We start from the raw sequence: 26,713 nt of genomic DNA on the forward strand, positions 1-26,713 counted from the left end.
AATGAGTCAGGGCAAGATCGTTCAGATCATCGGCGCCGTCGTCGACGTCGAATTCCCGCGCAGCGACGTGCCGAAGGTGTACGACGCGCTGAAGGTCGACAACACCGACATCACCTTGGAAGTCCAGCAGCAGCTGGGCGACGGCATCGTCCGCGCCATCGCGCTGGGTTCCACCGACGGCCTGAAGCGTGGCCTGATCGCCAACAACACCGGTCGCGCCATCTCGGTGCCGGTCGGCGCCGGCACCCTGGGCCGCATCATGGACGTGCTGGGCCGCCCGATCGACGAAGCCGGCCCGGTCGCCGCGTCCGATTCGTGGGAAATCCACCGCGCCGCGCCGTCGTACGAAGACCAGTCCTCCTCGACCGAGCTGCTGGAAACCGGCATCAAGGTCATCGACCTGATGTGCCCGTTCGCCAAGGGCGGCAAGGTCGGCCTGTTCGGCGGCGCCGGCGTCGGCAAGACCGTCAACATGATGGAACTGATCAACAACATCGCCAAGGCGCACTCGGGTCTGTCCGTGTTCGCCGGCGTGGGCGAGCGTACCCGCGAGGGCAACGACTTCTACCACGAGATGAAGGACTCCAACGTCCTTGACAAGGTGGCGATGGTGTACGGCCAGATGAACGAGCCGCCGGGCAACCGCCTGCGCGTCGCCCTGACCGGCCTGACCATGGCCGAGTACTTCCGCGACGAGAAGGACGCCAACGGCAAGGGCAAGGACGTGCTGCTGTTCGTCGACAACATCTACCGCTACACGCTGGCCGGTACCGAAGTGTCGGCGCTGCTGGGCCGCATGCCGTCGGCGGTGGGTTACCAGCCGACCCTGGCCGAGGAAATGGGCGTCCTGCAGGAGCGCATCACCTCGACCAAGACCGGTTCGATCACCTCGATCCAGGCCGTGTACGTGCCCGCGGACGACCTGACCGACCCGTCGCCGGCCACCACCTTCGCCCACCTGGACTCGACCGTGACCCTGTCGCGTTCGATCGCTTCGCTGGGCATCTACCCGGCGGTGGACCCGCTGGACTCGACCTCGCGCCAGATGGACCCGCAGGTCATCGGTTCCGAGCACTACGACACCGCCCAGCGTGTCCAGCAGACCCTGCAGAAGTACAAGGAACTGAAGGACATCATCGCCATCCTGGGCATGGACGAACTGTCCGAGGAAGACAAGCAGGCCGTGTCGCGCGCGCGCAAGATCGAGCGCTTCTTCAGCCAGCCGTTCCACGTGGCCGAAGTGTTCACCGGCTCGCCGGGCAAGTACGTGCCGCTGAAGGAAACCATCCGCGGCTTCAAGGGCATCGTCGACGGCGAGTACGACCACCTGCCGGAGCAGGCGTTCTACATGGTCGGCGGCATCGAAGAAGCGGTCGAGAAGGCCAAGAAGATGGCCGAAAAGGCCTAATTCCGGCGTGAGGCGGAGTCCGCTCCGCCTCTGCGGCATCCTGCGGTGGGCGCAGGCCCACCCAACCAGGCGAAGAGAGTTCCATGAGCACCATCCGTTGCGACATCGTCAGTGCCGAGCAGCAGATCTTCAGCGGCGAAGCCACCCTGGTCGTGGCCACCGGTGAACTGGGCGAGCTGGGCATCGCGCCCAAGCATGCGCCGCTGATCACCCGCCTGAAGCCGGGCAAGGTCGTGGTCACCACCGCCGCCGGCGAGCACCTGGACTTCGCCATCTCCGGCGGCATCCTGGAAGTGCAGCCGCAGGTCGTGACCGTGCTGGCCGACACCGCCATCCGCGCCACCGACATCGACGAGGCCGCGGTACGCAAGGCCAAGGAAGAAGCCGAGCGCGTGCTGGCCAACCGTGGCGAAGCCATGGAGCTGGCCGAGGCGCAGCAGCGCCTGGCCGAAATCACCGCCCAGCTGCAGGCGCTGGAACGCCTGCGCCGCAACCTCAAGCACTGAGCGCGCTGCGGTCAAGGTAACGAGGAACGCCGGGCTTTGCCCGGCGTTTTTCATTTGCGCACCCCGTGCACCGGCCGTCGCGGGCACGCGCGACCGGCATGCCGTCGAAGCGCCCGCCTGCCTGCATCGGCCGGCTCAGCGGTAGACCACGTGGCGCAGCAGGAAGAAGTTCAGCACCGCCAGCCCGCCTTCCACCAGCGGCTTGGCCAGCCACGCCATCTGCAGCCCCAGCGTATCCGTGGTCCACGCCAGCAGCCCGCTGCTGGCGGCGGTCATCAGCAGCCACAGCGCGAGGAACCGGGCGAAGTGGCTCCACCCGTGGCGGCGTCCGTCGTCGCGCGGGAAGGTGTAGCGGCCGTTGAGCCAGAAGCCCAGCAATGCGCCGCTGCCGCGCCCGAGCAGGTTGCCCGGCACGGGAGGCAGGCCGGCGGCGGTGGCCGCCACGAACACCAGCCAGTCCAGCAGCAACTGCATCAGGCCGGCGGCGATATAGCGGCCGCCTTGTCGCAACAGGGTCATCGGGATGAACGCGGGTAGGGAAAGGCGCCCATGCTACCCGCTGGCGGCGGCCGCATGTCCGGGGCGGAGCAGCGGGGCACGTGGCATGCGCCGATCGCGACGTCGGCAGCGGCTGCCCATCGCGATTGGAACGGTATCCGCCCGGCGTCTCTTCCGCCGTGATCGTGCAGTGGCGGCGCCTGCCTGCCACGCACATCCGGGCCATGCCGCGGCATCGCGCTCGACGGCCTGCCGGCGCATTCTTAGAATCCCTGCATCGATTACCGGAAGTCCGCCGATGAGCCAACCGTTGCACGTCATCATCCTCGCTGCCGGCGCCGGCAAGCGCATGAAGTCGGCCCTGCCCAAGGTGCTGCAGCCGGTGGCGGGGCGGCCGATGCTGGCGCACGTGATCGAGACCGCGCGACAGCTGCAGCCTGCCGGCATCCACGTGGTGCATGGCCACGGCGGCGAGGCCGTGCGTGCCGCCTTTGCCGGCCAGGACGACCTGGCCTGGGCCGAGCAGGTGCAGCAGCTGGGCACCGGCCATGCCGTGCTGCAGGCGATGCCGGCCGTGCCGGACACCGCGCAGGTGCTGGTGCTGTACGGCGACGTGCCGCTGATCCGTGCCGATACCCTGCATGCGCTGCTGCACGACGCGCCGCGGCTCGCGGTGCTGGTGGCCGAACTCGACGACCCCAGCGGCTACGGCCGCGTCGTGCGCGATGCCGAAGGCAAGGTCGCGGCCATCGTCGAGCAGAAGGATGCCGACGACGCGCACAAGCGCATCCGCACCGTGAACACCGGCATCATCACCGCCGAATCCACTGCGCTGCGGCGCTGGCTGTCCGGCCTGTCCAACGCCAACGCGCAGGGCGAGTACTACCTGACCGACGTGTTCGCCGCGGCCGCGGCCGAGTACACGCCGGCGCTGCTGGTGCACGTGGCCGACCCGCAGGAAGCCGAAGGCGCCAACGATCCCTGGCAGCTGGCGCAGCTCGAGCGCGCCTGGCAGCTGCGCGCGGCGCGTGCGCTGTGCGAGCAGGGCGTGCGCCTCCTGGACCCGGCACGCCTGGACCAGCGCGGCACGGTCAAGGCCGGGCGCGACGTGCAGATCGATGCCAACGTGGTGCTTGAGGGCGAGGTCGAGCTGGGCGATGGCGTCACCATCGGCGCCTTCGTGCGGCTGAAGGACGTCCGCCTCGGCGCCGGCACCCAGGTGCGCCCGCACTGCGACCTGGACGGCGTGGTCAGCGAGGGCGCCGCGCAGATCGGTCCGTTCGCGCGGCTGCGCCCCGGCACGGTGCTGGCCGACGGCGTGCACGTGGGCAACTTCGTCGAGACCAAGAACGCGACCCTGGGCAAGGGCAGCAAGGCCAATCACCTGACCTACCTGGGCGACGCGGTGATCGGCAGCGGCAGCAACATCGGCGCGGGCACCATCACCTGCAACTACGATGGCGTGAACAAGTTCCAGACCCGCATCGGCGACCGCGTGTTCGTCGGTTCCAACAGCGCGCTGGTCGCACCGGTGACGCTGGGCGACGGCGCCACCATCGCCGCCGGCTCGGTGGTCACCCGCGACGCGCCGGCGGACCGGTTGACGGTGGCGCGCAGCCGCCAGCAGACCATCGAAGGCTGGAAGCGTCCGCAGAAGAAGGTCTGATCGCCGCCACCGTGGCAGCGCGGTCGGCGCGCCGGGCCCCGGGATGCGCTGCGTGCGCAGACGCCGCCGCGGTTGCCCGGCGTACCGCCAGGCAGGGGAGCGGGCAGGGCGCCGATGACGGCGGTGGCGCGCATCGAACCGCGCGCCACGGCCTGGCGCCGCGCGCGGCTCAGCCGCTGGTGGGCAGCAGGAGGGTCACGCACAGGCCGCCATCGTTGCGGTTCTGCAGCGAGATGCGGCCGTCATGCGCCTCGATGATCTCGCGGGTCAGCGCCAGGCCCAGGCCGGTGCCGTTGCGCTTGGTCGAATAGAACGGCATCAGCGCGTTCTGCAGCACCGCTTCGTTCATGCCGGTGCCGCGGTCCAGCACCTCGATGCGCAGCCAATGCGGCAACCGCGCGATCCGGACCTCGACCGTGTCGTCGGTCACGCCGTTGTCGCTGCTGGCCTCGTGCGCGTTCTTGAGCAGGTTGAGCAGCGCCTGCGAGAACTGCGCCGGATCGATGCGGCTGCACAGGTCATCGGGCGGCGGCACCATGCGGAACGGGATCTGCTGCTGCAGCCCGCGCAGGAACGGCGCCCACGCGATGGTCTGCAGCTGCGGCTGCGGCAGCTTGGCGAAGCGTGCGTAGCCACGGATGAAGCCCTCCAGGTGGCGGGCGCGCTCCTCGACCGTGCCGAAGATGTCCTCCAGCCGGTCGATGCGCCCGCGCCGCACCAGCTCGGCGCCGGAATGGGCGAGCGAGGCGATCGGCGCCAGCGAGTTGTTGAGCTCGTGGCTGATGACCCGGATGACCTTCTTCCAGGTCTGTACTTCCTGCCGCCGCAGCTCGGCGGTGAGCAGGCGCAGCAACAGCAGGTCGTGCGGACGGCCGTTGAGGTGGAAGCTGCGGCGCGACAGGTGGTAGATCTGCTCGTCGTCCTCGTCGCCGTCGGCCTCGCGCACCGCGAACAGGCTGTCGCCGCCGCGGGCGATGGCATTGCGCAGTTCCACCGGCATGTTCTCCAGCAGCTCGTGCATGCGCTTGCCTTCCAGCTTCCAGCCGCCGTGCAGCAGCTTGCGCGCGGAGATGTTGGAGAACGCCACGCGCTGGACGCCATCGCCGCCGTCGGCCAGCAGCAGCATTGCCACCGGCGTGTTCTGCACCATGGTGTCGAGCAGCAGCTCGCGCTGCACCAGCGACTGGCGCTGTTCGCGCAGCACGTCGCCGAGTTCGGCATGCGCCTTCACCAGCTGCGCGAGTTCGTCGTCGCCACGCCAGTGCACGCCGAAGTTGTATTCGCCGTCCCGGTAGCTGCTGGTGATGCCTGCCAGCGATCGCAGCAGCGAACGGATCGGCGCGGTGGCGCGGCGCAGCGTCCACCACATCAGCGACAGCAGCAGCACCGTGGAAACCACGGTGACCACCCAGCCGCGGTCCATCCAGTAGGCCAGCAGCCACGGCAGCGCCGCGGCCAGCGCCAGCACCGGCAACAGGCGCAGGAACAGACGGAAGGTGAAGGAGCGGGTTTTCAACATGGGCGTGTCATTCGCGCGGAATGCCATGGCGGTCCATGCGCCGGTACAGCGCCTGGCGGCTCAGGCCCAGGTCCGCCGCGGCCTGGGCGATGACCCCGCCGGCACGTTCCAGGGCGCCGATGATGCGCGCGCGGTCCGGCTCGTCGGCCTGCGCGATGGGCCGTTGCGGCGCGCGCGGCAGGTTGAGGTCGGCCACTTCGATCCGCGGCCCCTGCGCGAGCAGGCAGGCGCGCTGGATCACGTTGCGCAGCTCGCGCACGTTGCCGGGCCAGGTGTGCCGCTGCAGCGCCTGCGCGGCCTGCGGCGACAGCGGCTTGCCCTCGTCGCCGAGGAAATGGCGGGCCAGCGGCAGGATGTCCTCGCGGCGCTCGGCCAGTGCCGGCAATGCCAGTTCCACCGTATTGAGGCGGTAATAGAGGTCCTCGCGGAAGCTGCCGTCGCGGATCATCGCCGGCAGGTCGGCGTTGGTGGCGCTGACCACGCGCACCTTCACCTGGCGCTCGCGGTTGGAACCCAGGCGCTCGAAGCGACCGGTCTCGAGCACGCGCAGCAGCTTCATCTGCCCGGCCAGCGACAGGTTGCCGATCTCGTCCAGGAACAGGGTGCCGCCGTCGGCGGCCTCGAACTTGCCCTCGCGCGCCTTGTTGGCGCCGGTGTAGGCGCCGGCCTCGGCGCCGAACAGCTCGGCCTCGATCAGCTCGGCCGGGATCGCGCCGCAGTTGAGCGCGACGAACGCGCCGCCGCGCTTGCCGGAGTTGGCCTGGATGATCTCGGCGATCTTCTCCTTGCCGGCGCCGTTGGGGCCGGTGATCAGCACCGGCAGGTCCGAGCGCGCGACCTGGCAGGCCAGGCTGATCACGCGCTCGCTGGCCGGGTCGGCGAACACCACCCCGGCCAGGTCGTAGCGTTCGTGCAGGCTCTGGCGCTGCTTCAGCTCGCGCTGGCGGCGGCGGCTCAGTTCGCGGCGGGTCTCGGCCAGTTCCAGCAGGTTGTTGACCGTGGTCAGCAGGCGCCCGTCGTCCCAGGGCTTGGCCAGGTAGTCGGCGGCACCGGCCTTGACCAGTTCTACCGCGCTGTCCAGGTGGGTCCAGGCGGTAAGCAGGATCACCGGCAGGTCCGGCCAGCTGTCGCGGATCTGCCGGAACAGCACCTGCCCCTCCTCGCCGGAGGTGGTGTCGGCGGTGAAGTTCATGTCCTGGATGACCAGGTCGAACTCCTGTTCGGCGAGCATCGCCAACCCCTGCTCGGGCGAGCACGCGTGGCGCGTCTCGATGTCGTGCAGCGAGAACAGCACGTCCAGCGCGGTGGCCACGGCGGCGTTGTCGTCGATGATCAGTATCTGCGGCATTCGGGGCCTTGCAGGAAAGAAAGGGGTGGGGAAGCGGCGGCCTTACACACTGCGGGCCGCGCTGGCAGGTGGCAGCCCCGCGGCGCGGTGCGCCGGACCGGCGACCGCCAGCTGCCCCAGCGCCAGCAGCAGCGCCGCCGCCGCCGGCAGGTAGGGTAACGGCAGCCGTGCCAGCTCGTAATGCTGCATCAGCCAGTGGTTGATGCCCAGTGCCAGGAGTAGCCCCAGCGCCAACCCCGCACCGACCAGTACCAGGTTCTCAGCCAGGAAATGACGCAGGATCTGCCCACGGGTGGCTCCCAGCGCGCGGCGTATGCCTATCTGCCGCGTCCGTTGCTGGATCCAGTAGCCACTCAGGCTGGCGATGCCGATCAGCGTGATCGTGGCGACCACCGCATTGACCGTGGACAGCAGCCAGACCGCGGCGCGGCGGGTACGCAGCCCGTCGTCCCGCAGGCGTTCGTAGTCGGCCACGACCGGCTCGATACCCGGCACCAGTTGCCCGGCAAAGCTCTGGTCAAGCACCTGCGCCACCTGTGCACGCACCGCTTCGCGGTTCTCCGGAGCGGTACGCAGCACATAGCTGGCGATGGGCATGCCGGCAAGGATGCCGGGAATGATGATCGAGTATTCGGCCTTGCCGTCGCCAAGCTCCGACAACTGGTAGCGCATGAGGTGGGCGACGACGCCGACCACGGTGTAGCTGCCGCTGCCGTCGCCCGAGCTCAGCGTCGCACCGACGGGGTCGCCGTCCCCCAGGAGTTCCCGTGCGAGCGCTTCGGTGATGATGATCGGGGTGTGCATGTCGGCGGACATGTTGATGTCGCGGTATTCGGTGTCCAGGAAGTCGCGGCCCCGGGTCAGGCGCAGGCCGAAGGTATCCAGCAGGCGCTCGCCGATGTAGCCGGTGGTCGTCAGTGTCGGGCCGCCGGCAGGCTTGAGGTCGAACGTCAGGGTCAGGGTCTGGCGCATTGGTACGCCCGACGCGGCGCTGGCGGCATGTACGCCGGGAATGGATGCAAGTGCATCGCGGCCGGCGCGGACCTGCGCAGGTGTCCAGGGGGCGCCGCGGCTGACCACCTGGTCGACGATCACCAGTTCGTCTCCGGCCAGTCCATCGTCGACCAGCAGCGGGGCCGCTTGCTGGCCGAGCAGGAACAGCGTGTTGCAGAGAATCGCGCAGGCCACCATGACCTGCAGCACGATCAGGCGTGGCATCAGCGGGTTGCGACGCAGCGCGGACAACAGAGGGAACATGCCGGTCCTCCTTAGAGCGTCTTGACCTGCAGCGCCGGCTCCTGCCGGGCCGCGCGCACCGCAGGCAGCAATCCCACCAGCAGGCCGGTGAGCAGTGCCAGGGCCAGCAGGACGATGAACAGTGCGGGACTGAAGCGCGCCAGTGGCGCGTACGCCTCTCCTTGTTGGCGCATCAGCCACAGGCCCGCCAGTGTCAGCGGCAGGGCGCATACGCCACCCAGCAGCCCGGCCAGGCCGGCTTCCACCAGACAGGCGGCGATGATCGAGCGGCGTGGCGCACCGAGTACGCGGCGCACGCCGTGCTCGCCGGCACGCCGCAGGAAGCGCGCAGCCAGCAGCCCGGCGACGTTGACCAGGCACAGCATCAGCAGGCCGGCGGCAAGCCACAGGTTCAGGCGCACGCTATCGGGTACCACGCGATTGGAGCGCAGCCATTCGGCCATTGGCCGCAGACTCGTGTACGCAGCGCGTTCAAAGGCACCGCTGGCACGACGCTGCGCCGCGAATGCCTGCAGGCTGTGGGCGTATGCCTCGCGTTGCGCGTCGTCCTGCAGCTCGGCCCACAGCACCAGCCAACGGCAGTTGCCGACGTTGATCTCGTCGAAGCGGAAGCCATCGAAGCCACCGCCATCGCATTGCCGGGTGCTGGTGATCTCCACCCCCGCTTCAACCGCGGCCATCGCGGGCACGAAGATCTCGTCGCCGTCCCCCTTCCAGCCGGGATCGTTGCCGGGCAGGAAGTGCGGCCGTGGGCGTGGCGCCCAGCGCTCGCTGATTCCGATCACCCGGAACGTATGGCGGCCAAGACGAATGGCGGCGCCGGTGCCGTCCTCGCGGCCGAGCAGGCGCAGGCTCAACGCGCGGCTGATCACCACCACCGGCGCGCGCGCCTGTTCCTCGGCCGGGGTCCAGGTACGGCCGTGGCGCAGGGGCACCCCGAACATCTGCAGCATCGGTCCCACTGCCAGCACTGCCGATGCCGTACGGGTGGTGCTGCCGTCGGCATTGGTCACCGACAGCGGTGCGGTCAGCAGCCCCGCCTGGCGGATATCTGCCCGCTGGCTGCGCATGGCCTGCACGTCGTCCAGTTTCCATAACGGCGGCACGCTTGCGCCAGCGCCGTCGGTGCTGGCGTCCTCGCCGCTGCGGGGCGCCGGTCGCGAATCGGCCCAGGCGATGTGCAGCGTGTGGCTGATGCCGGGCAGCGGATCGGCCGACAGTACCGACAACAGGGTCAGCATGGTCATCACCGACGCCAGTCCCAGCGCCAGGGTCAGGACCGCCAGCAGCATCGTCCGCGGATGCCGCAGGCAGCCGCGCATGCCGGTCTCCAGCGTGTAATTCATGGTTGCGCGGCAGGTGGGTGGGCCGCGCGGTGGCCATAGCTCAGCACGCGGGTGATCGACCACCGGCCATCGTGCAGATGCCAGAGCATGACGAAGTCGGCCAGCCCCTCGCACGTGCCGCTGGCGGTGTCGCAGAACCGGTGGCTGCCCTGGGCGATGGCGCCGAAGTCCTTGATCGGGAACACCTGCAGGCTGCCGTCGATCAGTTCGCGGGTGTAGCGGCCGCAGGCGTGCCTGCGGGTGTTGTCGAGCATGGCCTCGCGGGTCCAGGTGACGCCGCCGGTGTCGTGGTAGAACTCGACCGCCGGGTCGAAATAAGCGGCGTGCCGCTCCAGCTGCGCCGGATCCTGGCAATGGTTGAAGCTGTCGAACACGGCGTGGTCGAGCGCGGCGATGGTGGTGGCCAGGTCATCGTCCGCCAGCGCCGGGGCGGCGGGCGCCGCCAGCAGCAGGGGCAACAGGTACAGCAGGGGCTTCATGGTGGTTCTCCTGCGCCGGTCAGGCGCTGCGGGTGGCGACGGCCGGCGGGATCGCCGCGGCGCGGCGCGCCGGGCCGAACACGGCGACCTGGCCCAGCAGCCACAGCACCAGCGCGCTGGCCGGGATGTAGGCCAGCGGCAGGCGCGGCAGCTCGTACTGGCGCATCAGGGTGAGGTTCAAGGTGTAGGCCAGCAGCACGCCAAGCACGATGCCGGTGCTGGTGAGCACGAAGTTCTCGGCCTGGAAGTAGCGCAGGATCTGGGTGCGGGTGGCGCCCAGCGCGCGGCGGATGCCGATCTGGCGGGTGCGCTGCTGTACCCAGAAACTGGCCAGGCCGACGATGCCGAAGGCGGTGACCGCCAGCAGCGCGACGCACACGCTCACCAGCAGCCAGATCACAGCGCGGTCGCGGCTGTAGAAATCGCGGCGCATCTCGCTGACCGTTGTCCGGGTGTCGATGATCCGGTTCGGATCGGCGCGGTTGAGCGCGGCCACCGCGGCCTTCAGCACCTCGTCGCGGCGCGCCGGATCGGTGCGCAGCACATAACCGCCGTTGGACACCCACAACGGGAAGATCATGGTGTGGAAGCTGTCCTCGAACATGCGCCCGCGCCCGGGTGCGATCAGCCGGTCGACCACGCCGACCACGCGGCTGGGCGCGTCGCCCCATACATAGATGTCCTGGCCGACCGCGCTCCGCCCCGGGAACAGCCGCGCCGCCAGCGCGCGGCTCAGCAGCACGGCGGGCACCTGCGGCGTCTGGCCCGGTACGTCCAGCGCGTCCTGGCCCTGGTACTCGTCCGGGTTGAAGCCGCGGCCCTCGACCACGCGCAGGCCCAGGGTGGGCAGCAGGCCGCCGTCGTCCATGTAGTTGGAGGCGGTGAGGATGGCGTCGGCCTGGCCCGGGCGCAGGTTGATGCCCGATGCCCAGACGTTGTCGCCGTAGGGCAGCTGGTTGACGCTGGCGACCGAGCGGACCCCGGGCACGGCGGCCAGGGTGGCGGTGTCCTCGCGCCGCATCGCATCGCGGTTGCGGTCCGGTTGCAGGCTGCTGACGCTGAGGTAGACCAGCTCGTCCTCGACGATGCCGCTGTCGCGGCGCATCTCCCCGGTGCGGTGGCCGATCACGAAGATCGCGTTGCAGATGATCGCGCAGCTCAGCGCGATCTCCAGCACGATCAGCGCCGCGGCGGTCTTGTGCCGCATCAGGATCGAGAGGATGGGACGGATTTCCATGGGTCTTGCTCTCCCTATTGGCTCTTGAGCTGCAGCGCCGGCGGCACCTGCATCGCGCGCCACGCCGGCAGCAGGCCGGCAAGCAGGCTGGCGCCCAGCGCCAGGGCGACGGTCAACAGCAGCGTGGCGGTGTCCATCTGCGCCAGCCGCGCGTAATCGTCCGGCTGCTGGCGGATCAGCCACAGTCCCAGCGCGGCGAAGCCCAGGCCGAGCAGGCCGCCGGCCAGGCCGATCGCGCCGGCCTCGGCCAGGCATTGGCGGAAGATGTCGCCACGCGCGGCGCCGAGTGCCCAGCGCACGCCGATCTCGCCGCTGCGGCGCAGGAACTTGGCCAGCAGCAGGCCGACGGTGTTGAGCAGGCACACCAGCAGGAAGCCGAACGCCAGCCACATCTGCATGCGTACGTCGTTGGGCACCACGCGGTTGTAGTCGAGCCAGCCCATGACGTCGTCCAGGCGTACGTTGGCCGGGCGCTCGAAACGGCCGGCGGCGCGCTGCTGGTCCGAATAGTCGGCCAGGTACTTGCGGTAGTCGGCGGCCTGTCCGGGCGATTCCAGTTCCACCCAGTACTGTACCCAGGCACACGGTGCGTTGAGTCCGCGCGCACCCTCCGCGTCCGTGTTGCTGCTGCCCCAGCAGTTCATGCTGCCCTGGGTCGGCAGGCGCATGTCGCGCGAGGTGGAGAACGGCAGGAACACCTGCTCGCCGCCACCGAAGCGGCGGTTGCTCAGGTCGTAGAAGCGCGGGTTGAGCGTCCACTCGTCCATCACCCCGATGACGCGCAGCACGCCCTGCGACAGGTGGATCTCGCGTCCGACCGGATCGGCGTCGCCGAACAGCTTCTCGGCGAGCCTGGAGCCGATCACCGCGACCCGCGCGCGGGCACCGTCATCGTCCGCGCTCCACCCACGGCCGGCGCGCAGCGGCGCGTTGAACATGGTGAAGAAATCGGCCGAGGTGTAGCGCGATGAGGCGCGGAACGGCTGCGCCGCGGTGCCCTCTGGCAGGACCGTCACCGAGCCGGCGCTCATCATCGCCTGGCGCACGCCGCGCTTCTGCCGCAGCAGTTCCTCGGCGTCGAAGCGGGTCAGCTGTTCCATCGGTTCCGGGTCCACGCTGACGTCGCGGCCGAGCGTGCGTGGCTCCAGCCGCGGGTAGAACAGGCGCGCGCTCTTTTCCGGTATCGGGTCGCCGGACAGCACCTTGTACAGCGTGAGCGTGGTCATCGCCGCGCCGATGCCGATGCCGATCGTCACCACCATCAGCGTGGTCAGCACCTTGTTGCGGCCAAAGCTTCGCAGCGCGAGCTGCAGGTAGTAACCGAGCATGCAGGCTCCTGTATTGCGGTATTCCCAGATGGTCTGGACGTGCCGTGGGTGCGCTCCTGATGCGTCCGTCCCCTGCCCGTGCGGGCAGGGACGTCCGTGATCAGGTGCTGCGGGTGGCGACGGCCGGCGGAATCGCCGCGGCGCGGCGTGCCGGGCCGAACACGGCCAGCTGGCCCAGCAGCCACAGCGCGGCGGCGCCGACCGGCAGGTACAGCAGCGGCAGGCGCGGCAGTTCGTAGCGCCCCATCAGCCACTGGTTCAGCAGGTAGGCCAGCAGCATGCCGACGATGATGCCGATCGTGGCGAGCAGGAAATTTTCGGTCTGGAAGTAGCGCAGGATCTGGCCCTTGGTCGCACCGAGCGCGCGGCGGATGCCGATCTGCTTGGTGCGCTGCTGTACCCAGAAGCTGGCCAGGCCGACGATGCCCAGTGCGGTCACCAGCAGCAGCAGGGCGCTGACGATCAGCAGCAGGCCGATCATGTCGCGGTCGTTGGCGAAGTACTTGGCGCGGCCCTCTTCGTAGGTCTGCTTGCGCCAGACCAGGCGGTTGGGATCGTTCCTGTCCAGCGCGGCCAGCGCCTGTTCGAGCACCTCGGCGCGGCGTGCCGGGTCGCTGACCCGGATCAGGTAGCGGCCGCCGTTGGAGAAGTTCATGCGGATCGGGAAGATCACCGAGAACGTGCGGTTGCCACCCATCATGTTCGGCCGCAGCAGGGTGTCGACCACGCCGACGATGGTCAGCGGGATGTTGGCCATGTACACGGTTTTCCCGATCGCGTCGCCTTCCGGGAACATCTTGTCGGCGGCGGCCTTGCTCAGGATGATGGCCGAGGACAGGGTGCTGACGTCCTCGATCTTGCTCAGCTCGTCGTTGCTCTTGTACTCGTCGGCGTTGAAGTCGCGGCCGGCGAGCAGCTTCAGCCCCATGGTCGCCAGCGTGCCTTCCCCGAACATGTACTGGGTGGCGTTGAGGGTGGGGACTTCCTGCTCGGCGCTGAGCGAGAGCGAGGTGTTCCAGCTGCCGTTCTGGAATGGCAGCTGGTTGGAGATGGCCACGCGCTCCACGCCGGCGACGGCACGCAGCGACGCCAGGTCCTCGGCGGTACGGGCATCGGCGTCGGTCTGCTGGCCGATGCCGCTCAGGGCGACCTCGACCAGACGGTCATCATCCATGCCACTGGCCAGGTTCAGCGTCTCCAGGCGCTGGGTGACGATGAACAGTGCGTTGCAGATGATGGCGCAGCTCAGCGCGATCTCCAGCACGATCAGCGCAGCCGCCATCTTGTGGCGCGCCAGCGTGGAGAGAATGGGGCGGATTTCCATGGGGTTCTCCGGAAGCGGAAGAAAAAAAACGAGGGGTGGGAAGCGGGCGGAGAGCCGGTCGGACCTGCTCGCCACCCCTCCAGTCGTTCCAGCCTTATTGGCTCTTGAGCTGCAGCGCCGGGGTCACCTGCATCGCCCGCCATGCCGGCAGGATGCCGGCCAGCAGGCTGGCGAAGATGGCCATGGCGAAGGTCAGCAGCAGCATCGAGCCGTCCAGGTGCGCCAGCGACGCGTACTCGGCCGGGCGCTGCCGCACCGCCCACAGTCCGGCGAGCGCGAACAGCAGGCCGAGCAGGCCGCCGGCCAGGCCGACGGTGCCGGCTTCGACCAGGCACTGCTTGAAGATTTCCCCGCGGCTGGCGCCGAGCGCCCGGCGCACGCCGATCTCGCCGCTGCGGCGCAGGAACTTGGCCAGCAGCAGGCCCACGGTGTTGACCAGGCACACCAGCAGGAAGCCGAACGCCAGCCACATCTGCAGGCGCACGTCGCCGGGCACCACGCCGCGGTAGTCCATCCACTGCATCACGTTGCGCAGGCGGGTATTGGCCGGGCGCTCGAAGCGGCCGGCGGCGCGCTGCTGGTCGGAGTAGTTGTCCAGGTAGGTCTTGAACGTGCCGGCATCGCCGGCCGAGTCCAGTTCCACCCAGTACTGGATCCAGGCGCAGGGCACGTTCAGCGCGGTGGCGTCGTTGACGATCTCGCGGCCGAAGCAGTTCATGTTGCCGCTGCGGTCCAGCTTCAGGTCGCGCGAGGTGGAGAACGGCAGCAGCACTTCTTCCTTGCGGTCGTACTTGCCGACGAACACGTCGTAGAACAGCGGCTGCGGCGACCAGGTGTCGAGCACGCCGACGATGCGCAGCGGATGGCCTTCGAACAGCACCTCGCGGCCGACGCTGTTCCCGCCCTTGAACAGCTTCTCGTTGAGGTTGCGGCTGATCACCGCCACCCGGGCGTGGCCGTTGTCCTCGGCGCCGCTCCAGCCCTGCCCGTACAGGAACGGCGTGTCGAACATCGGGAAGAAGTCGGCCGAGGTGAAGCGCGCGCCCACGCTGAACGGCTTGAGCGCATCCACGCGTGGATCGACGATGCCGTCGCCGCCGGTCATCATCGCCTGCCGCGTGGCCTTCTTCTGCCGCAGCAGTTCCTCGGCATCGAAGCGGGTCAGCTGCTGCTCCGGCTCTTCGCCCGGCTTGTAGCCTTCCTTGGTGTAGGGATCGAGCTGCACATAGAACAGGCGCTCGCTCTTGTGCGGGATGGGGTCGCCGGACAGCACCTTGAACACGGTCAGGGTGGTCATCGCCGCGCCGATGCCGAGCGCGATGGCCAGCACCATCAACGCGGTGAGCACCTTGTTGCGACGGAAGCTGCGCAGCGCCAGTTTGAAGTAGTAGGCGAACATGGACGGGTCCTTGCGGGCGGTCACTGACCGCGGGTGGCGACGATGGGCGGAACGGTGGCGGCGCGCAGTGCCGGGCCGATGACGGCGGCCTGGCCGAGCGCGAACAGGGCAATGGCGCCGAGCGGCAGGTACAGCAGCGGCAGCCGCGCGGTCTCGAAGTAGTGCATCAGCACCTGGTTGCCGGCATAGGCCAGCAGCATGCCCAGCACGATGCCGGCGCAGCTCAGCAGCAGGTTCTCGGTCTGGAAATAGGCCACCACCTGGCGCCGGGTGGCGCCGAGCGCGCGGCGGATGCCGATCTGCCGGGTGCGCTGCTGCACCCAGAAGCTGGCCAGGCCGACGATGCCCAGCGCGGTCACCAGCAGCATCGCCACGCACACGCCCAGCAGCAGCCGGGTCATGGCGCGGTCCTGGGTGAAATAGCGGTGGCGCAGTTCGGCCAGGGTGGCGCTGTACTCGCGGTTGAGGATGGCTTCGGGCACCAGGGTCGGCGCGGCGGCCACCGCGGCCTGCACGATCCCGGGCAGGTCGCGCGGATCGGCACGCACCACGTAGGTGCCGCTCTGCGCATCGGTGGCCACCGGCACGATCACCGACCACTGCGCCGCGGCGACGCCGCCTTCGCTGCGGCCGGGATTGGGCACCGCGAAGTGGTCGACGATGCCGGCCACGGTCAGGTGGAAGGTGCTCATCCAGAACTCGCGGCCGAGCGGATTCTCGCCGGGCCACAGGTGTTCGGCGAAATCGCGGGTGATCCACACCTGCGCGTTGGCCGGCAGGAAGTTCTCGACCGGCTGGTAGTCGGCGGCGGTGAAGGCACGGCCCTGTACCGGCACCAGCCCCAGCGCCTGGATCGCGCCGGGGTCGAAGGTGTAGAAGTGCGGCACGCCGCCGAAGCGCTTGCCTTCCGGGTCCAGGGTGACGCCGGCGGCGCCGGCGCGCTGCGCGAACGGCAGGCTGTTGACCACGCCGGCGGCCTGCACGCCCGGCTGGCGGCGCAGCAGGTCGAGCCAGCGGCCGTTGATATCGGCGGGGTTGCAGCCTTCGCAGTCGTTCAGCGACAGCGTGGCCAGCGATGCTTCGTCCACGCCGCTGTCCAGGCCGATCAGGTCGATGCGCGACACCGCCATGAACAGGGCGTTGCACAGCACCGCGCAGGCCAGGGCGATCTCGAGCGTGATCAGCAGCGCCGAGACGCGGTGCCGGGTCAGGGTCGCCAGGATGGGTTTGATGTCCATGCTCATGCTCACAGCGACTTGACCTGCAGGGCGGGATCGATCCGGCTGGCGCGCAGCGCCGGCAGCACGCCGGCAAGCAGCGTGGCGGCCACGGCCAGGGCGAAGGTGAGGGCCAGCATCGGCAGGTCCAGGTGCACCATGTCGGCGTACTCCAGCGGTTGCTGGCGCACGTTCCACAGCCCCAGCAGGGTCAGGCCCAGCCCGGCCAGGCCGCCGGCCAGGCCGATCAGCGCCGCTTCGACCAGGCACTGCATGAACACCATGCCGCGGGTGGCGCCCAGCGCGCGCAGCACGCCGATCTCGCCGCTGCGGCGCAGGAACTTGGCCAGCAGCAGGCCGACGGTGTTGAACAGGCAGATGCCGAGGAAGGCCAGCGCCAGCCACGACTGCAGGCGCGCATCGCGCGGCACCGCGCCGTTGTAGTCCAGCCACTGCATCAGGCTCGGCAGGCGCACGTTGTCGATCTGGCGGATGCGGCCCAGCTGGTGCTGCTGGCGCACGTAGCCGTCCATGAACCGGCGGTAGCCGGCGACCTTGGCGCTGTCGTCCAGCTGCACCCACAGCTGCAGCCACACGCAGGGCGAGTTCTCCAGGTGGCCCGGACGCTCGGGCAGCGCCCAGCAGGTGAACTGGCGGAAGTTGCCGGCGTTGAGCTGCAGGCCGGTGAAGAACGGCACCATCACGTCCTCGGGCTTGGCGTAGTACGACGCGGTGTCGCCCTGGGCGAAGCGGCCGCCGGCCACCGTGTAGAACTGCGGCGACGGCCGCCACGGTGCGAGCACGCCGACGATGCGCACGTCGCTGCCACGGATGCGCAGCATCTTCCCGGTGCTGTCGGTGCCGCCGAACAGGTGCTGGTTGAGGTCCCAGGAGATCACCGCCACGCGCGCGCGGCGTTCGTCGTCCTCGGCCGACCAGCCGCTGCCCCAGGCCATCGGCACCTGGAACATCGGGAAGAAATCGGCGGTGGTGGAAAGCATGGTCGCCATGCTCGCCGGCTCGCCGCTGTCCGGTGCCTGCAGCTTGACCGGACTGTCCACCACCAGTGCCTGGCGGTCGGCCCTGGCGGCGCGCCACAGGTCCACGGCCGTGGTGTAGTCGAGCATGTCCAGCGGGTTGGGACGCGGTTCCTCGCTGGGCGTCGCATCGATCTGCGGGTAGTAGATGTGCTGGCTGCGCCCGGGCAGCGGATCACCGGAAAGCAGGTGCCGCACGGTCAGGGTCGTCATCGCCGCGCCGATGCCCATGGCGATGGACAGCACCATCAGCCCGGTGAGCACCGGCGTGCGGCGAAGGCTGCGCAGGCCCTGTCCGAGGTAGTAGGGGAGCAGCGACAGCATGTCCGTGCCTCAGTCCTGGATGGCCGTTTCGACCGCGGACACGGCGCGGCCCAGCGACGGTTCGCGCAGCAGGTCGGTGGCCTGGCCGTCGACGATATGCACGTTGCGCTGCGCGCGCGCGGCCAGTTCCGGATCGTGGGTCACCATGACGATGGTGGTGCCCTGGCTGTTGATCTCCTCCAGCAGCTCCATGACGCCGCGTGCCATCTGCGTGTCGAGGTTGCCGGTCGGTTCGTCGGCCAGCAGCAGGCGCGGGCTGCCGGCCAGGGCGCGGGCGATGGCGGCGCGCTGCTGCTGGCCGCCGGACAGTTCGGCCGGGTAGTGCTTCATGCGCGAGCCCAGGCCGACGCTGCTCAGCGCTTTCTCGATCCGCTCGCGGCGCTCGGCCGACGGCATGCCGCGGTAGCGCAGCGGCACGTCGACGTTGTCGAACAGGTTCAGGTCGGGGATCAGGTTGAAGCCCTGGAAGATGAAGCCGATCTTCTGGTTGCGCAGGCGCGAGCGGGCGTCGTCGCCCAGGTGGCTGACGTCCTGACCGTCGAGCAGGTACTTGCCGCTGGTGAAGGTCTCCAGCAGGCCGGCGATGTTGAGGAAGGTGGTCTTGCCCGAGCCGGACGGGCCGGTGACGGCGACGAACTCGCCTTCGCGCACGTGCAGATCGAGCGAGCGCAACGCGTGGGTTTCGACCTGTTCGGTGCGGAAGACCTTGGAGACGGATTGCATCTGGAGCATGGGAAGTTCCTGCGCTGGGAAGGGAATGCGTGAAAGGGCGGGGGAATCAGTTGATGGAAACGCGTTCGGCGTCGCCGAACAGGTCGGTACCGGAAACGACGACCTTCTCGCCCGGCTGCAGGCCGGAGACGATTTCGACCTCGCCCAGGCTGCTGACGCCGAACTGCACGGGGCGGCGGCTGGCGGTGCTGCCGTTGACCACCCAGGCGTAGCGGCCGCCGGACTGCTCGACGAACGGGCCGCGCTCGACCTTGACCACGTTCTTGCGGGTGTCGAGCAGGATGCGCGCGCTCATGCGCTGGCTCTGGCGCAGGCCTTCGGGCTGCTTGTCGGAGAAGCGGATGCGGGCCACGACCTCGCCGTTGACCACTTCCGGCGAGACCGCGGAGATCTCGCCCGGGAACGGCTGGCCGGAGCCGCTGGTGAGCTGGGCCGGCATGCCGATCGCCAGGTCGCGGGCGAAGCTCTCGGGCACCTTGATCTCGATCTCGAAGCGCGACAGGTCGACCACGCCCAGGATCGGCGCGTTGGTCGCGACCTGGGTGTGCTGGGTGGCCTGCACCTGGCCGACCTGGCCGTCGAACGGCGCGCGCAGGGTGAGCGCGTCGACCTGGCGCTGCACTTCGTCCACCACCGCCTGCTGGCGGTTGGCGAGCAGGCGCTTGTTGCGCGCGTCCAGATCCGCGCCCTGGCTCTGCAGCGCGGCATCGCTGCGCGCGTGCTGCAGGGTGATCTCGGCCTTCTTCAGGTCGTCCTGCGCCTTGGCCAGGTTGACCTGCGGCACCGCGCCGCCGTCGAAGCCGCGCTGGTAGCGCTCCAGGTCGCGGGCGGCGGCCTGGCGGTCGATGGCGGCCTGGTCGGTGACCTTGCTGGCGGTGGCGCGGGCCAGGGTGGCGTCGAGCGCGGCGCGCCCGGCCTCGGCTTCCAGGCCGGCCAGGGTGGCCTGTTCCTGCGCCAGCTTGCTGCGCAGTTCCGGGCTGTCGATCACCGCCAGCTCCTGGCCCTGCTTGACCACGTCGCCGGCCACCACCTTCAGGGTCACGGTGCCGGCGGAGATCGCGTACAGCACCGGGCTGTTGGCGGCGATCACGCGGCCGTCGGCGGCGATGTCGCGTACCAGGTCGCCGCGGCCGACGGTGGCGATGCGCAGGCGCGCGCCATCGAACGAGCGCGAGCCGCCCAGCCAGCCCTTGGCGACGAAGCCGATGCCCGCCAGCACCACGACCGTGGCCACGGCCGGCCACAGCCAGCGGCGCCACTGCGGCTGGGAGCGCTGGGAGATTGTCTGGTCCTGTGCGGAGGTGTCGCGGATCATCGTCGGCTTCGCTGGAAGAGTTGGTATCCATTAAGCAGGTCCCGTGCCAACACCCATGTGTATGAAAAACAAAGGTTAATTTCCGCACGATGTGGTGTCCGGGTGTCCGCGGACACCGGCGCGGACAGTGTCCGCGGCCGCGTGTCCGGCAGTTGTCCCGTGGATGTCCGAAGCGGCTGACCTAGAATGTCCGCCTGTGATTCCAGGCGGGTGGACTATGTGCGGCATTGTGGGAGCGATCGCGGATCGCGATGTGGTACCGGTACTGATCGAAGGACTGAAGCGGCTGGAATACCGGGGCTACGATTCCTCCGGCATCGCCGTGCTCAATGATCGTGATATCCGCCGCGTGCGCCGGACCGGCCGCGTGGCCGAGATGGAAAGCGCGGCCGCGGCCGAAGGCTTCAGCGCGACGCTGGGCATCGGCCACACCCGCTGGGCCACCCATGGCGGCGTCACCGAATCCAACGCCCACCCGCACATCAGCCACGGCGTGGCGCTGGTGCACAACGGCATCATCGAGAACCACGAGGCCCAGCGCGAGCGCCTGCGCGCACTGGGCTACACGTTCGAGTCGCAGACCGATACCGAGGTCATCGCGCACCTGATCCACCACCACCTGCAGGCCGACCACGACGACCTGCTGGGCGCCCTGCAGCGGGCGGTGAAGGAGTTGACCGGGGCCTATGCGCTGGCGGTGATCAGCCGCAAGGAGCCGGAGCGGATGGTGGTCGCGCGCATGGGCTGCCCGTTGCTGGTGGGCCTGGGCGAGGGCGAGAACTTCGTCGCTTCGGACGTGTCGGCGGTGCTCCAGGCGACCCGCCGGGTGATGTTCCTGGAAGAGGGCGACACCGCCGAGCTGACCCGCACCGGGGTGCGCGTGTTCGGTCCCGACGACATGCCGGTGCGGCGCGAGGAGCACCTGTCCGACGTGTCGCTGGCATCGCTGGAGCTGGGCCCCTACCGCCACTTCATGCAGAAGGAAATCCACGAGCAGCCGCGCGCGCTGGGCGACACCATCGAGGCGGCGATCGACGCCGGCGGTTTCCCCGCCACGCTGTTCGGCCGCAACGCCGGAACGGTGCTGGCCGGGATCGAGGGCGTGCAGATCCTCGCCTGCGGCACCAGTTATTACGCCGGGCTGACCGCGCGCTACTGGATCGAGGCCATCGCCGGGTTGCCGTGCAGCGTGGAGATCGCCAGCGAGTACCGCTACCGCGCCGCCTACGCCAACCCGAAGCACCTGGTGGTCACGATTTCCCAGTCCGGCGAAACCCTGGACACGATGGAGGCGCTGAAGTACGCCAAGTCGCTGGGGCATCTGCACACGCTGTCGATCTGCAACGTGCCCGAGAGCGCGATCCCGCGCGCCAGCGAACTGGTCTGCTATACCCGTGCCGGTGCCGAGATCGGCGTGGCCTCGACCAAGGCCTTCACCACCCAGCTGGCGGCGCTGTTCCAGCTGGCGGTGGTGCTGGGCCGGCTGCACGGCCGGGTCGACGCCGCACAGGAAGCCGACTACCTGGAGCAGTTGCGGCACCTGCCGGGCAGCGTGCAGCACGTACTGAACCTGGAGCCGCAGATCGTCGCCTGGGCCGAGCGCTTCGCCGGCAAGGCCAACGCGCTGTTCCTCGGTCGCGGCCTGCACTACCCGATCGCGCTGGAAGGCGCGCTCAAGCTCAAGGAAATCTCCTACATCCATGCCGAGGCGTACCCGGCCGGCGAGCTCAAGCACGGGCCGCTGGCACTGGTGGACGCGGAGATGCCGGTGGTGGTGATCGCCCCCAACGACAGCCTGCTGGAGAAAGTGAAATCCAACATGCAGGAAGTGCGCGCGCGCGGCGGCGAACTGTTCGTGTTCGCCGACCAGGACAGCAACTTCACCGCCTCCGATGGCGTGCACGTGATCCGCACCCCGCGCAATGCCGGCGTGCTCAGCCCGGTGGTGCACACCATCCCGGTGCAGCTGCTGGCCTACCACACCGCCCTGGCGCGCGGGACCGACGTGGACAAGCCGCGCAACCTGGCCAAGAGCGTCACCGTGGAATAAGCGCGGCCGGGTGCCCGGCGACGCGGTGGCCGCGGCGGGACCCCGCCTGCGGCCACCAGGCGGTTACAGGCCCAGCATCGCGCCCGCGACGCCGCAGCCGGTCACCACCAGCCACGGCGGCAGCTTCCACCATGCCAGTGCGGCGAGGGCGGCCAGCGCCAGCGCGATATCCCGCGGCGCATGGATGGCGCCGGTCCACACCGGGTCGTAGAGCGCGGCCAGCAGCAGGCCGACCACCGCCGCGTTGATGCCGCTCAGCGCGGCGCGCATGCGTGCGTTGCCGCGCAGCCGGTTCCAGAACGGCAGCGCGCCTGCGACCAGCAGGAAGGACGGGGCGAAGATCGCCAGCAGGCACAGCGCGCCGCCGCTCCAGCCCGACGGTGGCGCCTGCATGGACGCGCCGAGGAAGGCCGCGAACGCGAACAGCGGCCCGGGCATCGCCTGGGCCGCGCCGTAGCCGGCGAGGAAGGCGTCGTTGTCGACCCAGCCTGGCGCCACCACCGCCGTCTGCAGCAGCGGCAGCACCACGTGGCCACCGCCGAACACCAGTGCGCCGGCGCGGAAGAACGCGCTGGCCTCGGCGACGGCCTGGCCGGGCAGCAGCGCGGCGAGCAGTGGCAATGCCCCCAGCAGGACGAAGAACAGCGCCAGCCACAGCGCACCGGCGCGGCGCCCCACGGGGATCGTCCACGCGCCGGATCCGCGCGCCGGTGTCGGCTTGAACAGCAGCACCCCGGCCAGCGCGGCAGCGGCGATCAGGCCCGGCTGCACCCAGGCCGAAGGGACGCGCAGGGCGATCGCGGCCGCCGCCAGCACGAGCGCCGCCCATGCAACGCCGGCGTACAGGTTCCGGCCCATGTTCCAGACCGCCTGCGCCACCACCGCGACCGCCACGATCTTGAGCCCGTGCAGTACGCCGGACGGAATCACCCCCGGATATCCGGCCACGAACCGCGCGAGCACGATCAGGGCGATGGCCGACGGCAGGGTGAAGCCGGCCCAGGCAGCGAATGCGCCCCGGTACCCGCACCGCGACAGGCCCAGCGCCATGCCCACCTGGCTGCTGGCCGGCCCCGGCAGGAACTGGCACAGCGCGACGAGGTCGGCGTAGCCGCGCGGGTCCAGCCAGCGCCGTCGGGTCACGAATTCGGCGTGGAAGTACCCCAGGTGCGCGACCGGCCCGCCGAATGCGGTCAGGCCCAGGCGCAGGAACACCAGGAACACGCCCCAGGCGCTTTCGCGGGCATCGGCGGCTGGCATACCGGCCTCAGGCGCCATGGCGGTTCCGCGGCGACGCCGCCGTGCCGCCGGTGCGGCGGCGATGCGACGGGGACCGGCAGGTGGCGGCGGCGGAACCGATGGCGGGCATGGCGGGACGCGGTGGCAAGGCGGTGCCCGACCTTAGCGCAGGCAGGTGACAGGCGTGTCCGCCGACCGGCCCGCGTCCACCGGCCGGTCCGCCCGGCTCCCGGGCGGCGGTCGCATGCCGCTAGCGTGCGGTCGTGGCCCACGCCTGCAGCGAGGTCCAGCCGACGTCGATGTTGTGCTCCAGCGACAACGACGCGTAGAACCAGCGACCCTCGCCATCGATGCTGCTGGAACCGGGCAGCGTGGCCTGTGTGGCGATCAGGCAGCGCCGCGGACTGCCCGCTGCTGCACGGTTGCCGCCGAGCGGCAGCCAGGCGGTCCTGCAGCCATCGGTCGGCCCGGTGTAGTACGGCGTTCCGGCGACGATGCTCCACTCGCGGTAATGGGCCGCGTCCGGGAGGCGGGTGTCGTACTGGACGACCGACTGCAGCTGCAGGTCGGTGCACCACAGGCCGGTCCGGGCCGGCCGGGTGAAGCAGAGCCGGCGCCCGACCGGGTCATGGCGGGCGACGGCCACGTCGTCCAGCGATGCGATGCGGCGCCAGTCCGGCAGCGAATAGAGCATGAGCTGCAGGCGGCCCTGGCCGGCGTCGGTGCCCACCAGCAGGCGATCGGCGCGGTCGGTGTAGGCAGCGAAGGCCGGCGACGGTGCCGGTACCGGCAACGGCTTCACCGTGTCGCTGCCGACCTCGACCTCGAACAGGCGGTCGCCGCCGTCGCCGCGGCCGATCACCAGCAGCCTGCGGCCGTCGCCGGACCATACCGGCGGATGGCGCGGTACCGGCACCAGGCCGGCGACCGCGCGCAGCGTCTGCGGATGCGCCGGCTGGCCGATCCACAGCTGCGCATGCAGGCTGCGGTCGGAAACGAAGGCCAGGGTACTGCCGTCGGCCGAGATGCCGGGGGTGAGGTCCACGCCGCTGGACGCGAACACCGGCTCGCCGCCGCCGCTGCCATCGGTGCGGAAGCGGAACATGCCGCTGCGCAGGCGGTCGATCTCGAACACCATCGACCAATGCCCGGCGGCGATGTCGGGGTAGGTCGGGTTGCCGCCGGCCAGTACCGGCAACGGCACCGGCGCGCCGCCGGCCAGGTCGACGCGGAACAGCCGGACTTCTTCCTTGACCAGGCTGAAGACGATGCCGCTGCTGTCGGGCAGCCAGGCCCAGCCGCGGATGTCGCCGCGCAGCGAGGTGACGCGGCGTGGCGTGCCGCCGGCCGCGGGCATGAGCCACAGGTCGCCCAGCGTGGTGCCGCGCCGGAAGCCGAGCCAGCGGCCATCGGGCGAGTGGCGTGGCAGCGAATCGATGGCATCGCGGTCGACGTCGTAGGCCAGCGCGTGCCAGCGTGCGCTGGCCAGGTCGAGCCGGTGCAGGGCGCTGCCGTTGTCCGCGCGCATGCCGCCGGCCACCAGCGCGCTGCCATCGGGTGTCCAGTCGAACGGCTGCGTGTCGCGCCCCGCGCAGGGGCCTGCCACGCGTGCGTTGCCGCCGTCGGCCGCGGCCAGCATGAAGTGGCAGCCGTGGCCGGACCTGCGCACGAACGCGATCTGGCGGCCATCGCGCGACCATGCCGGCAGGCTGTCCTGTTCCCCGCCGGCGGGGAAGGTGAACGGCTGCGCGCTGGCCTGCGACGTGCGCTGGAGGTACAGGCGTTGCCCGCCAGCGGGCGGGTCCTGGCGTGCGAACACCAGTTGCGTGCCGTCCGGCGACAGCCGCGGCGCGGTTTCCTGCTCGGGCGAGGAAACGATGGCGCGGTACTGCAGCGATGCCTCGCGCGCGGGGCCCGCCGCCGCGGCCGCAGGTACGCCGTTGCGTGCGAATCGTGCAGGCAGCAGCAGCGCCAGCGCCACCGCCAGCAGGGCGACTGCCGCGGCCAGCGGCCACCATCGCCGCCATGCGCGCCGGACGGTGGCAGGTGCTGCCGGCGCGGGGTCCGCCGCGGCGGCTACAGGGGTATCCGGGACGACGTCGGGTGCCGGGTCGGCGACCGCGGCCGGAGCCGCCAGCCAGGCATGCGCCGCCAGCAGGCGGTAGCCGCCCCTGGCGATGGTCTCGATGTAGCGCGGGGCGCCGCGATCATCGCCGAACGCCTTGCGCAGCAGGGCGATGGCCTGGGTCAGCACGTCGTCGGTGGGCAGCGTGTCCGGCCATACGCGCGCCAGCAGCGTTTCGCGGCTCACCACGTTGCCTGCCTCATCCACGAGTACCCGCAACACCTGCAGCGATTTGCGCGTCACCCGCCGCGATCCGCCGTCGATGCGCGAGACCACGTTGCGGCGGTCCAGGTCGATGTCGTGGTCACCCACGCGCAGGATCGCACGCGCGGGCATCCGCGCTCGCGCCGCGTTGCCGGTATCACCTACGCCACTCACTGCCTGCTCTTCCATTCTGCCGGTCTGCCCGCGTGCAGGCTTGGCCAGCATGCCCCGCCCTGATCATGGAGATGGCGCGCGCCGCACATGCGCGGCACGCGTTCCGCGTCCGTCCGATGCGATGCCGCGCCGTGGCGCCGGTTCCATCACGGCCCGAGGATGCTGTCGCCACCGGCACAGCGGCATGTGCCTTTGGTCAGGTCGGGCACATGCGTTCAGCCAGGCGATGCCTTCGCCCGCCGCCAGGTGCGTCCGCGGCCGCACTGTTTGCATGCCTTGGCGTCATCCCCGGCCCTTGGTCATCGCGACTTAAAGCAGATTCGGCGGCGGTGCGCGCTGTCTAGCCTTGCATCCGTGCCCATGCCGGGCACGGCATGAAGAAGGAAAGCACCATGTACCGATATCTGATGATCGTCCTGGGCCTGGCCGCCACCGCCATGCTGCCCGCGGACGCCGTGGCGGCTGGCAGGAGCGGCAATGCCGCGCCCCCGTCCTGCGTCACCCTGTCCGGCCAGCACAAGGCCGCGCGTGCGGGCGGCGAGGGCATGGTCATCGCCGATGACGGCAAGCATCTCCGCCTCGATTTCGGCGGTTACTGCGATGCGATCATGAAAAGCTCGAACATCGTGATCGCCACCGATGGCCGCGAGAACGTGGTCTGCACCGAAGGCAGCGTGGTGACTTCCAGGTCCGGCCGCTGTCCGGTGCGCGGGATGCGTGCGATCGACGAGGCCGAGTACAAGCGCCACGCGCGCCGGCGCAACTGATCCCGCATCGCTTGCCGCAGGCGCAGGCCCGCACCGTCCTGGTGCGGGCCTGCGCGTTCGTGTGTCCGCCGCGGACGCCGGAAGCGGTGTCGATCCAGCGCCGGTGCGGGTGTCCGCGGTGTCCGCCTGTCCGCCGTGCGGACGCACTGCCCGCCGTGCTGCCACCGAAACCCCCGGATTTCGGAAAGATTTCGGCCACATTTCCGGCATTTCA

21 protein-coding genes are annotated in these 26,713 nt (G+C 70.0%); 5 read left to right on the plus strand and 16 right to left on the minus strand.

The window, feature by feature from the left end; genetic code table 11:
- Window position 1: 1 nt before the first annotated feature.
- Complete coding sequence (gene atpD / locus F0P95_RS06010; protein WP_182336059.1) at window positions 2-1,408, plus strand: F0F1 ATP synthase subunit beta; 1,407 nt, start codon at window positions 2-4, stop codon at window positions 1,406-1,408.
- A gap of 83 nt (window positions 1,409-1,491) precedes the next feature.
- Window positions 1,492-1,914, plus strand: a complete 423-nt coding sequence (locus F0P95_RS06015) for a F0F1 ATP synthase subunit epsilon (RefSeq protein WP_182336060.1) — start codon at window positions 1,492-1,494, stop codon at window positions 1,912-1,914.
- Window positions 1,915-2,049: 135 nt separating this feature from the next.
- Here the strand turns inward: F0P95_RS06015 and F0P95_RS06020 are convergent, their stop codons facing one another.
- Window positions 2,050-2,433, minus strand: a complete 384-nt coding sequence (locus F0P95_RS06020) for a GtrA family protein (protein WP_182212925.1) — start codon at window positions 2,431-2,433, stop codon at window positions 2,050-2,052.
- Window positions 2,434-2,710: 277 nt separating this feature from the next.
- On the opposite strand from F0P95_RS06020, the gene glmU reads away from it, so the two are divergent.
- On the plus strand, window positions 2,711-4,078 hold the full coding sequence (glmU, locus tag F0P95_RS06025; protein ID WP_182336061.1) for a bifunctional UDP-N-acetylglucosamine diphosphorylase/glucosamine-1-phosphate N-acetyltransferase GlmU: 1,368 nt from the start codon (window positions 2,711-2,713) through the stop codon (window positions 4,076-4,078).
- Between the two features lie 169 nt (window positions 4,079-4,247).
- Here the strand turns inward: glmU and F0P95_RS06030 are convergent, their stop codons facing one another.
- From F0P95_RS06030 to F0P95_RS06090, 13 genes are all read right to left on the minus strand, one after another.
- Complete coding sequence (locus tag F0P95_RS06030) at window positions 4,248-5,594, minus strand: sensor histidine kinase (protein WP_182336832.1); 1,347 nt, start codon at window positions 5,592-5,594, stop codon at window positions 4,248-4,250.
- A 10-nt stretch (window positions 5,595-5,604) separates the two neighbouring features.
- Window positions 5,605-6,945, minus strand: coding sequence for a sigma-54-dependent transcriptional regulator (locus tag F0P95_RS06035; protein WP_056931088.1), 1,341 nt, complete (start codon window positions 6,943-6,945; stop codon window positions 5,605-5,607).
- Window positions 6,946-6,987: 42 nt separating this feature from the next.
- Window positions 6,988-8,202 carry an ABC transporter permease gene (locus F0P95_RS06040; RefSeq protein WP_182336062.1) on the minus strand — a complete coding sequence of 405 codons (1,215 nt, stop codon included), beginning with the start codon at window positions 8,200-8,202 and terminating at the stop codon, window positions 6,988-6,990.
- Window positions 8,203-8,213: 11 nt separating this feature from the next.
- On the minus strand, window positions 8,214-9,548 hold the full coding sequence (locus F0P95_RS06045; RefSeq protein ID WP_182336063.1) for an ABC transporter permease: 1,335 nt from the start codon (window positions 9,546-9,548) through the stop codon (window positions 8,214-8,216).
- Window positions 9,545-10,027 (minus strand): nuclear transport factor 2 family protein, encoded by a 483-nt coding sequence (locus F0P95_RS06050; RefSeq protein ID WP_182336064.1) that lies wholly within the window; start codon window positions 10,025-10,027, stop codon window positions 9,545-9,547. The genes F0P95_RS06045 and F0P95_RS06050 overlap by 4 nt, the downstream gene beginning before the upstream one ends.
- A gap of 19 nt (window positions 10,028-10,046) precedes the next feature.
- Complete coding sequence (locus F0P95_RS06055; RefSeq protein WP_182336065.1) at window positions 10,047-11,264, minus strand: ABC transporter permease; 1,218 nt, start codon at window positions 11,262-11,264, stop codon at window positions 10,047-10,049.
- 14 nt (window positions 11,265-11,278) lie between these two features.
- Window positions 11,279-12,592: an ABC transporter permease gene (locus tag F0P95_RS06060; protein ID WP_182336066.1), complete on the minus strand. Its 1,314-nt coding sequence runs from the start codon at window positions 12,590-12,592 to the stop codon at window positions 11,279-11,281.
- 100 nt (window positions 12,593-12,692) lie between these two features.
- On the minus strand, window positions 12,693-13,916 hold the full coding sequence (locus tag F0P95_RS06065) for an ABC transporter permease (protein ID WP_182336067.1): 1,224 nt from the start codon (window positions 13,914-13,916) through the stop codon (window positions 12,693-12,695).
- 94 nt (window positions 13,917-14,010) lie between these two features.
- The gene (locus tag F0P95_RS06070) at window positions 14,011-15,315 is read right to left on the minus strand and encodes an ABC transporter permease (RefSeq protein WP_182336068.1); all 1,305 of its coding nucleotides are present in this window, start codon (window positions 15,313-15,315) and stop codon (window positions 14,011-14,013) included.
- Between the two features lie 20 nt (window positions 15,316-15,335).
- On the minus strand, window positions 15,336-16,553 hold the full coding sequence (locus F0P95_RS06075; RefSeq protein WP_182336069.1) for an ABC transporter permease: 1,218 nt from the start codon (window positions 16,551-16,553) through the stop codon (window positions 15,336-15,338).
- Window positions 16,554-16,561: 8 nt separating this feature from the next.
- The gene (locus F0P95_RS06080; RefSeq protein WP_182336834.1) at window positions 16,562-17,884 is read right to left on the minus strand and encodes an ABC transporter permease; all 1,323 of its coding nucleotides are present in this window, start codon (window positions 17,882-17,884) and stop codon (window positions 16,562-16,564) included.
- Window positions 17,885-17,902: 18 nt separating this feature from the next.
- On the minus strand, window positions 17,903-18,625 hold the full coding sequence (locus F0P95_RS06085; RefSeq protein ID WP_054662030.1) for an ABC transporter ATP-binding protein: 723 nt from the start codon (window positions 18,623-18,625) through the stop codon (window positions 17,903-17,905).
- A 46-nt stretch (window positions 18,626-18,671) separates the two neighbouring features.
- Entirely contained in the window at window positions 18,672-19,940 is a 1,269-nt protein-coding gene (locus F0P95_RS06090; protein WP_182336070.1) for an efflux RND transporter periplasmic adaptor subunit, read from the minus strand.
- Between the two features lie 217 nt (window positions 19,941-20,157).
- Here F0P95_RS06090 and glmS point away from each other — a divergent pair, with 217 nt between their 5' ends.
- A complete protein-coding gene (gene glmS, locus F0P95_RS06095) occupies window positions 20,158-21,990 on the plus strand; it encodes a glutamine--fructose-6-phosphate transaminase (isomerizing) (protein WP_182336071.1) in 1,833 nt (610 codons plus the stop codon).
- A gap of 63 nt (window positions 21,991-22,053) precedes the next feature.
- On the opposite strand, the gene chrA is transcribed toward glmS, so the two are convergent.
- Both chrA and F0P95_RS06105 read right to left on the minus strand, forming a co-directional pair.
- The gene (chrA, locus tag F0P95_RS06100; protein WP_182336072.1) at window positions 22,054-23,250 is read right to left on the minus strand and encodes a chromate efflux transporter; all 1,197 of its coding nucleotides are present in this window, start codon (window positions 23,248-23,250) and stop codon (window positions 22,054-22,056) included.
- A 229-nt stretch (window positions 23,251-23,479) separates the two neighbouring features.
- Window positions 23,480-25,690 carry a winged helix-turn-helix domain-containing protein gene (locus F0P95_RS06105; RefSeq protein WP_182336073.1) on the minus strand — a complete coding sequence of 737 codons (2,211 nt, stop codon included), beginning with the start codon at window positions 25,688-25,690 and terminating at the stop codon, window positions 23,480-23,482.
- A 434-nt stretch (window positions 25,691-26,124) separates the two neighbouring features.
- Between F0P95_RS06105 and F0P95_RS06110 the strand changes: the two genes are divergently transcribed.
- Entirely contained in the window at window positions 26,125-26,499 is a 375-nt protein-coding gene (locus F0P95_RS06110; RefSeq protein WP_182336074.1) for a hypothetical protein, read from the plus strand.
- Window positions 26,500-26,713 lie beyond the last annotated feature (214 nt).

Source organism: Stenotrophomonas acidaminiphila, from assembly GCF_014109845.1.
GTDB lineage: Bacteria > Pseudomonadota > Gammaproteobacteria > Xanthomonadales > Xanthomonadaceae > Stenotrophomonas > Stenotrophomonas acidaminiphila.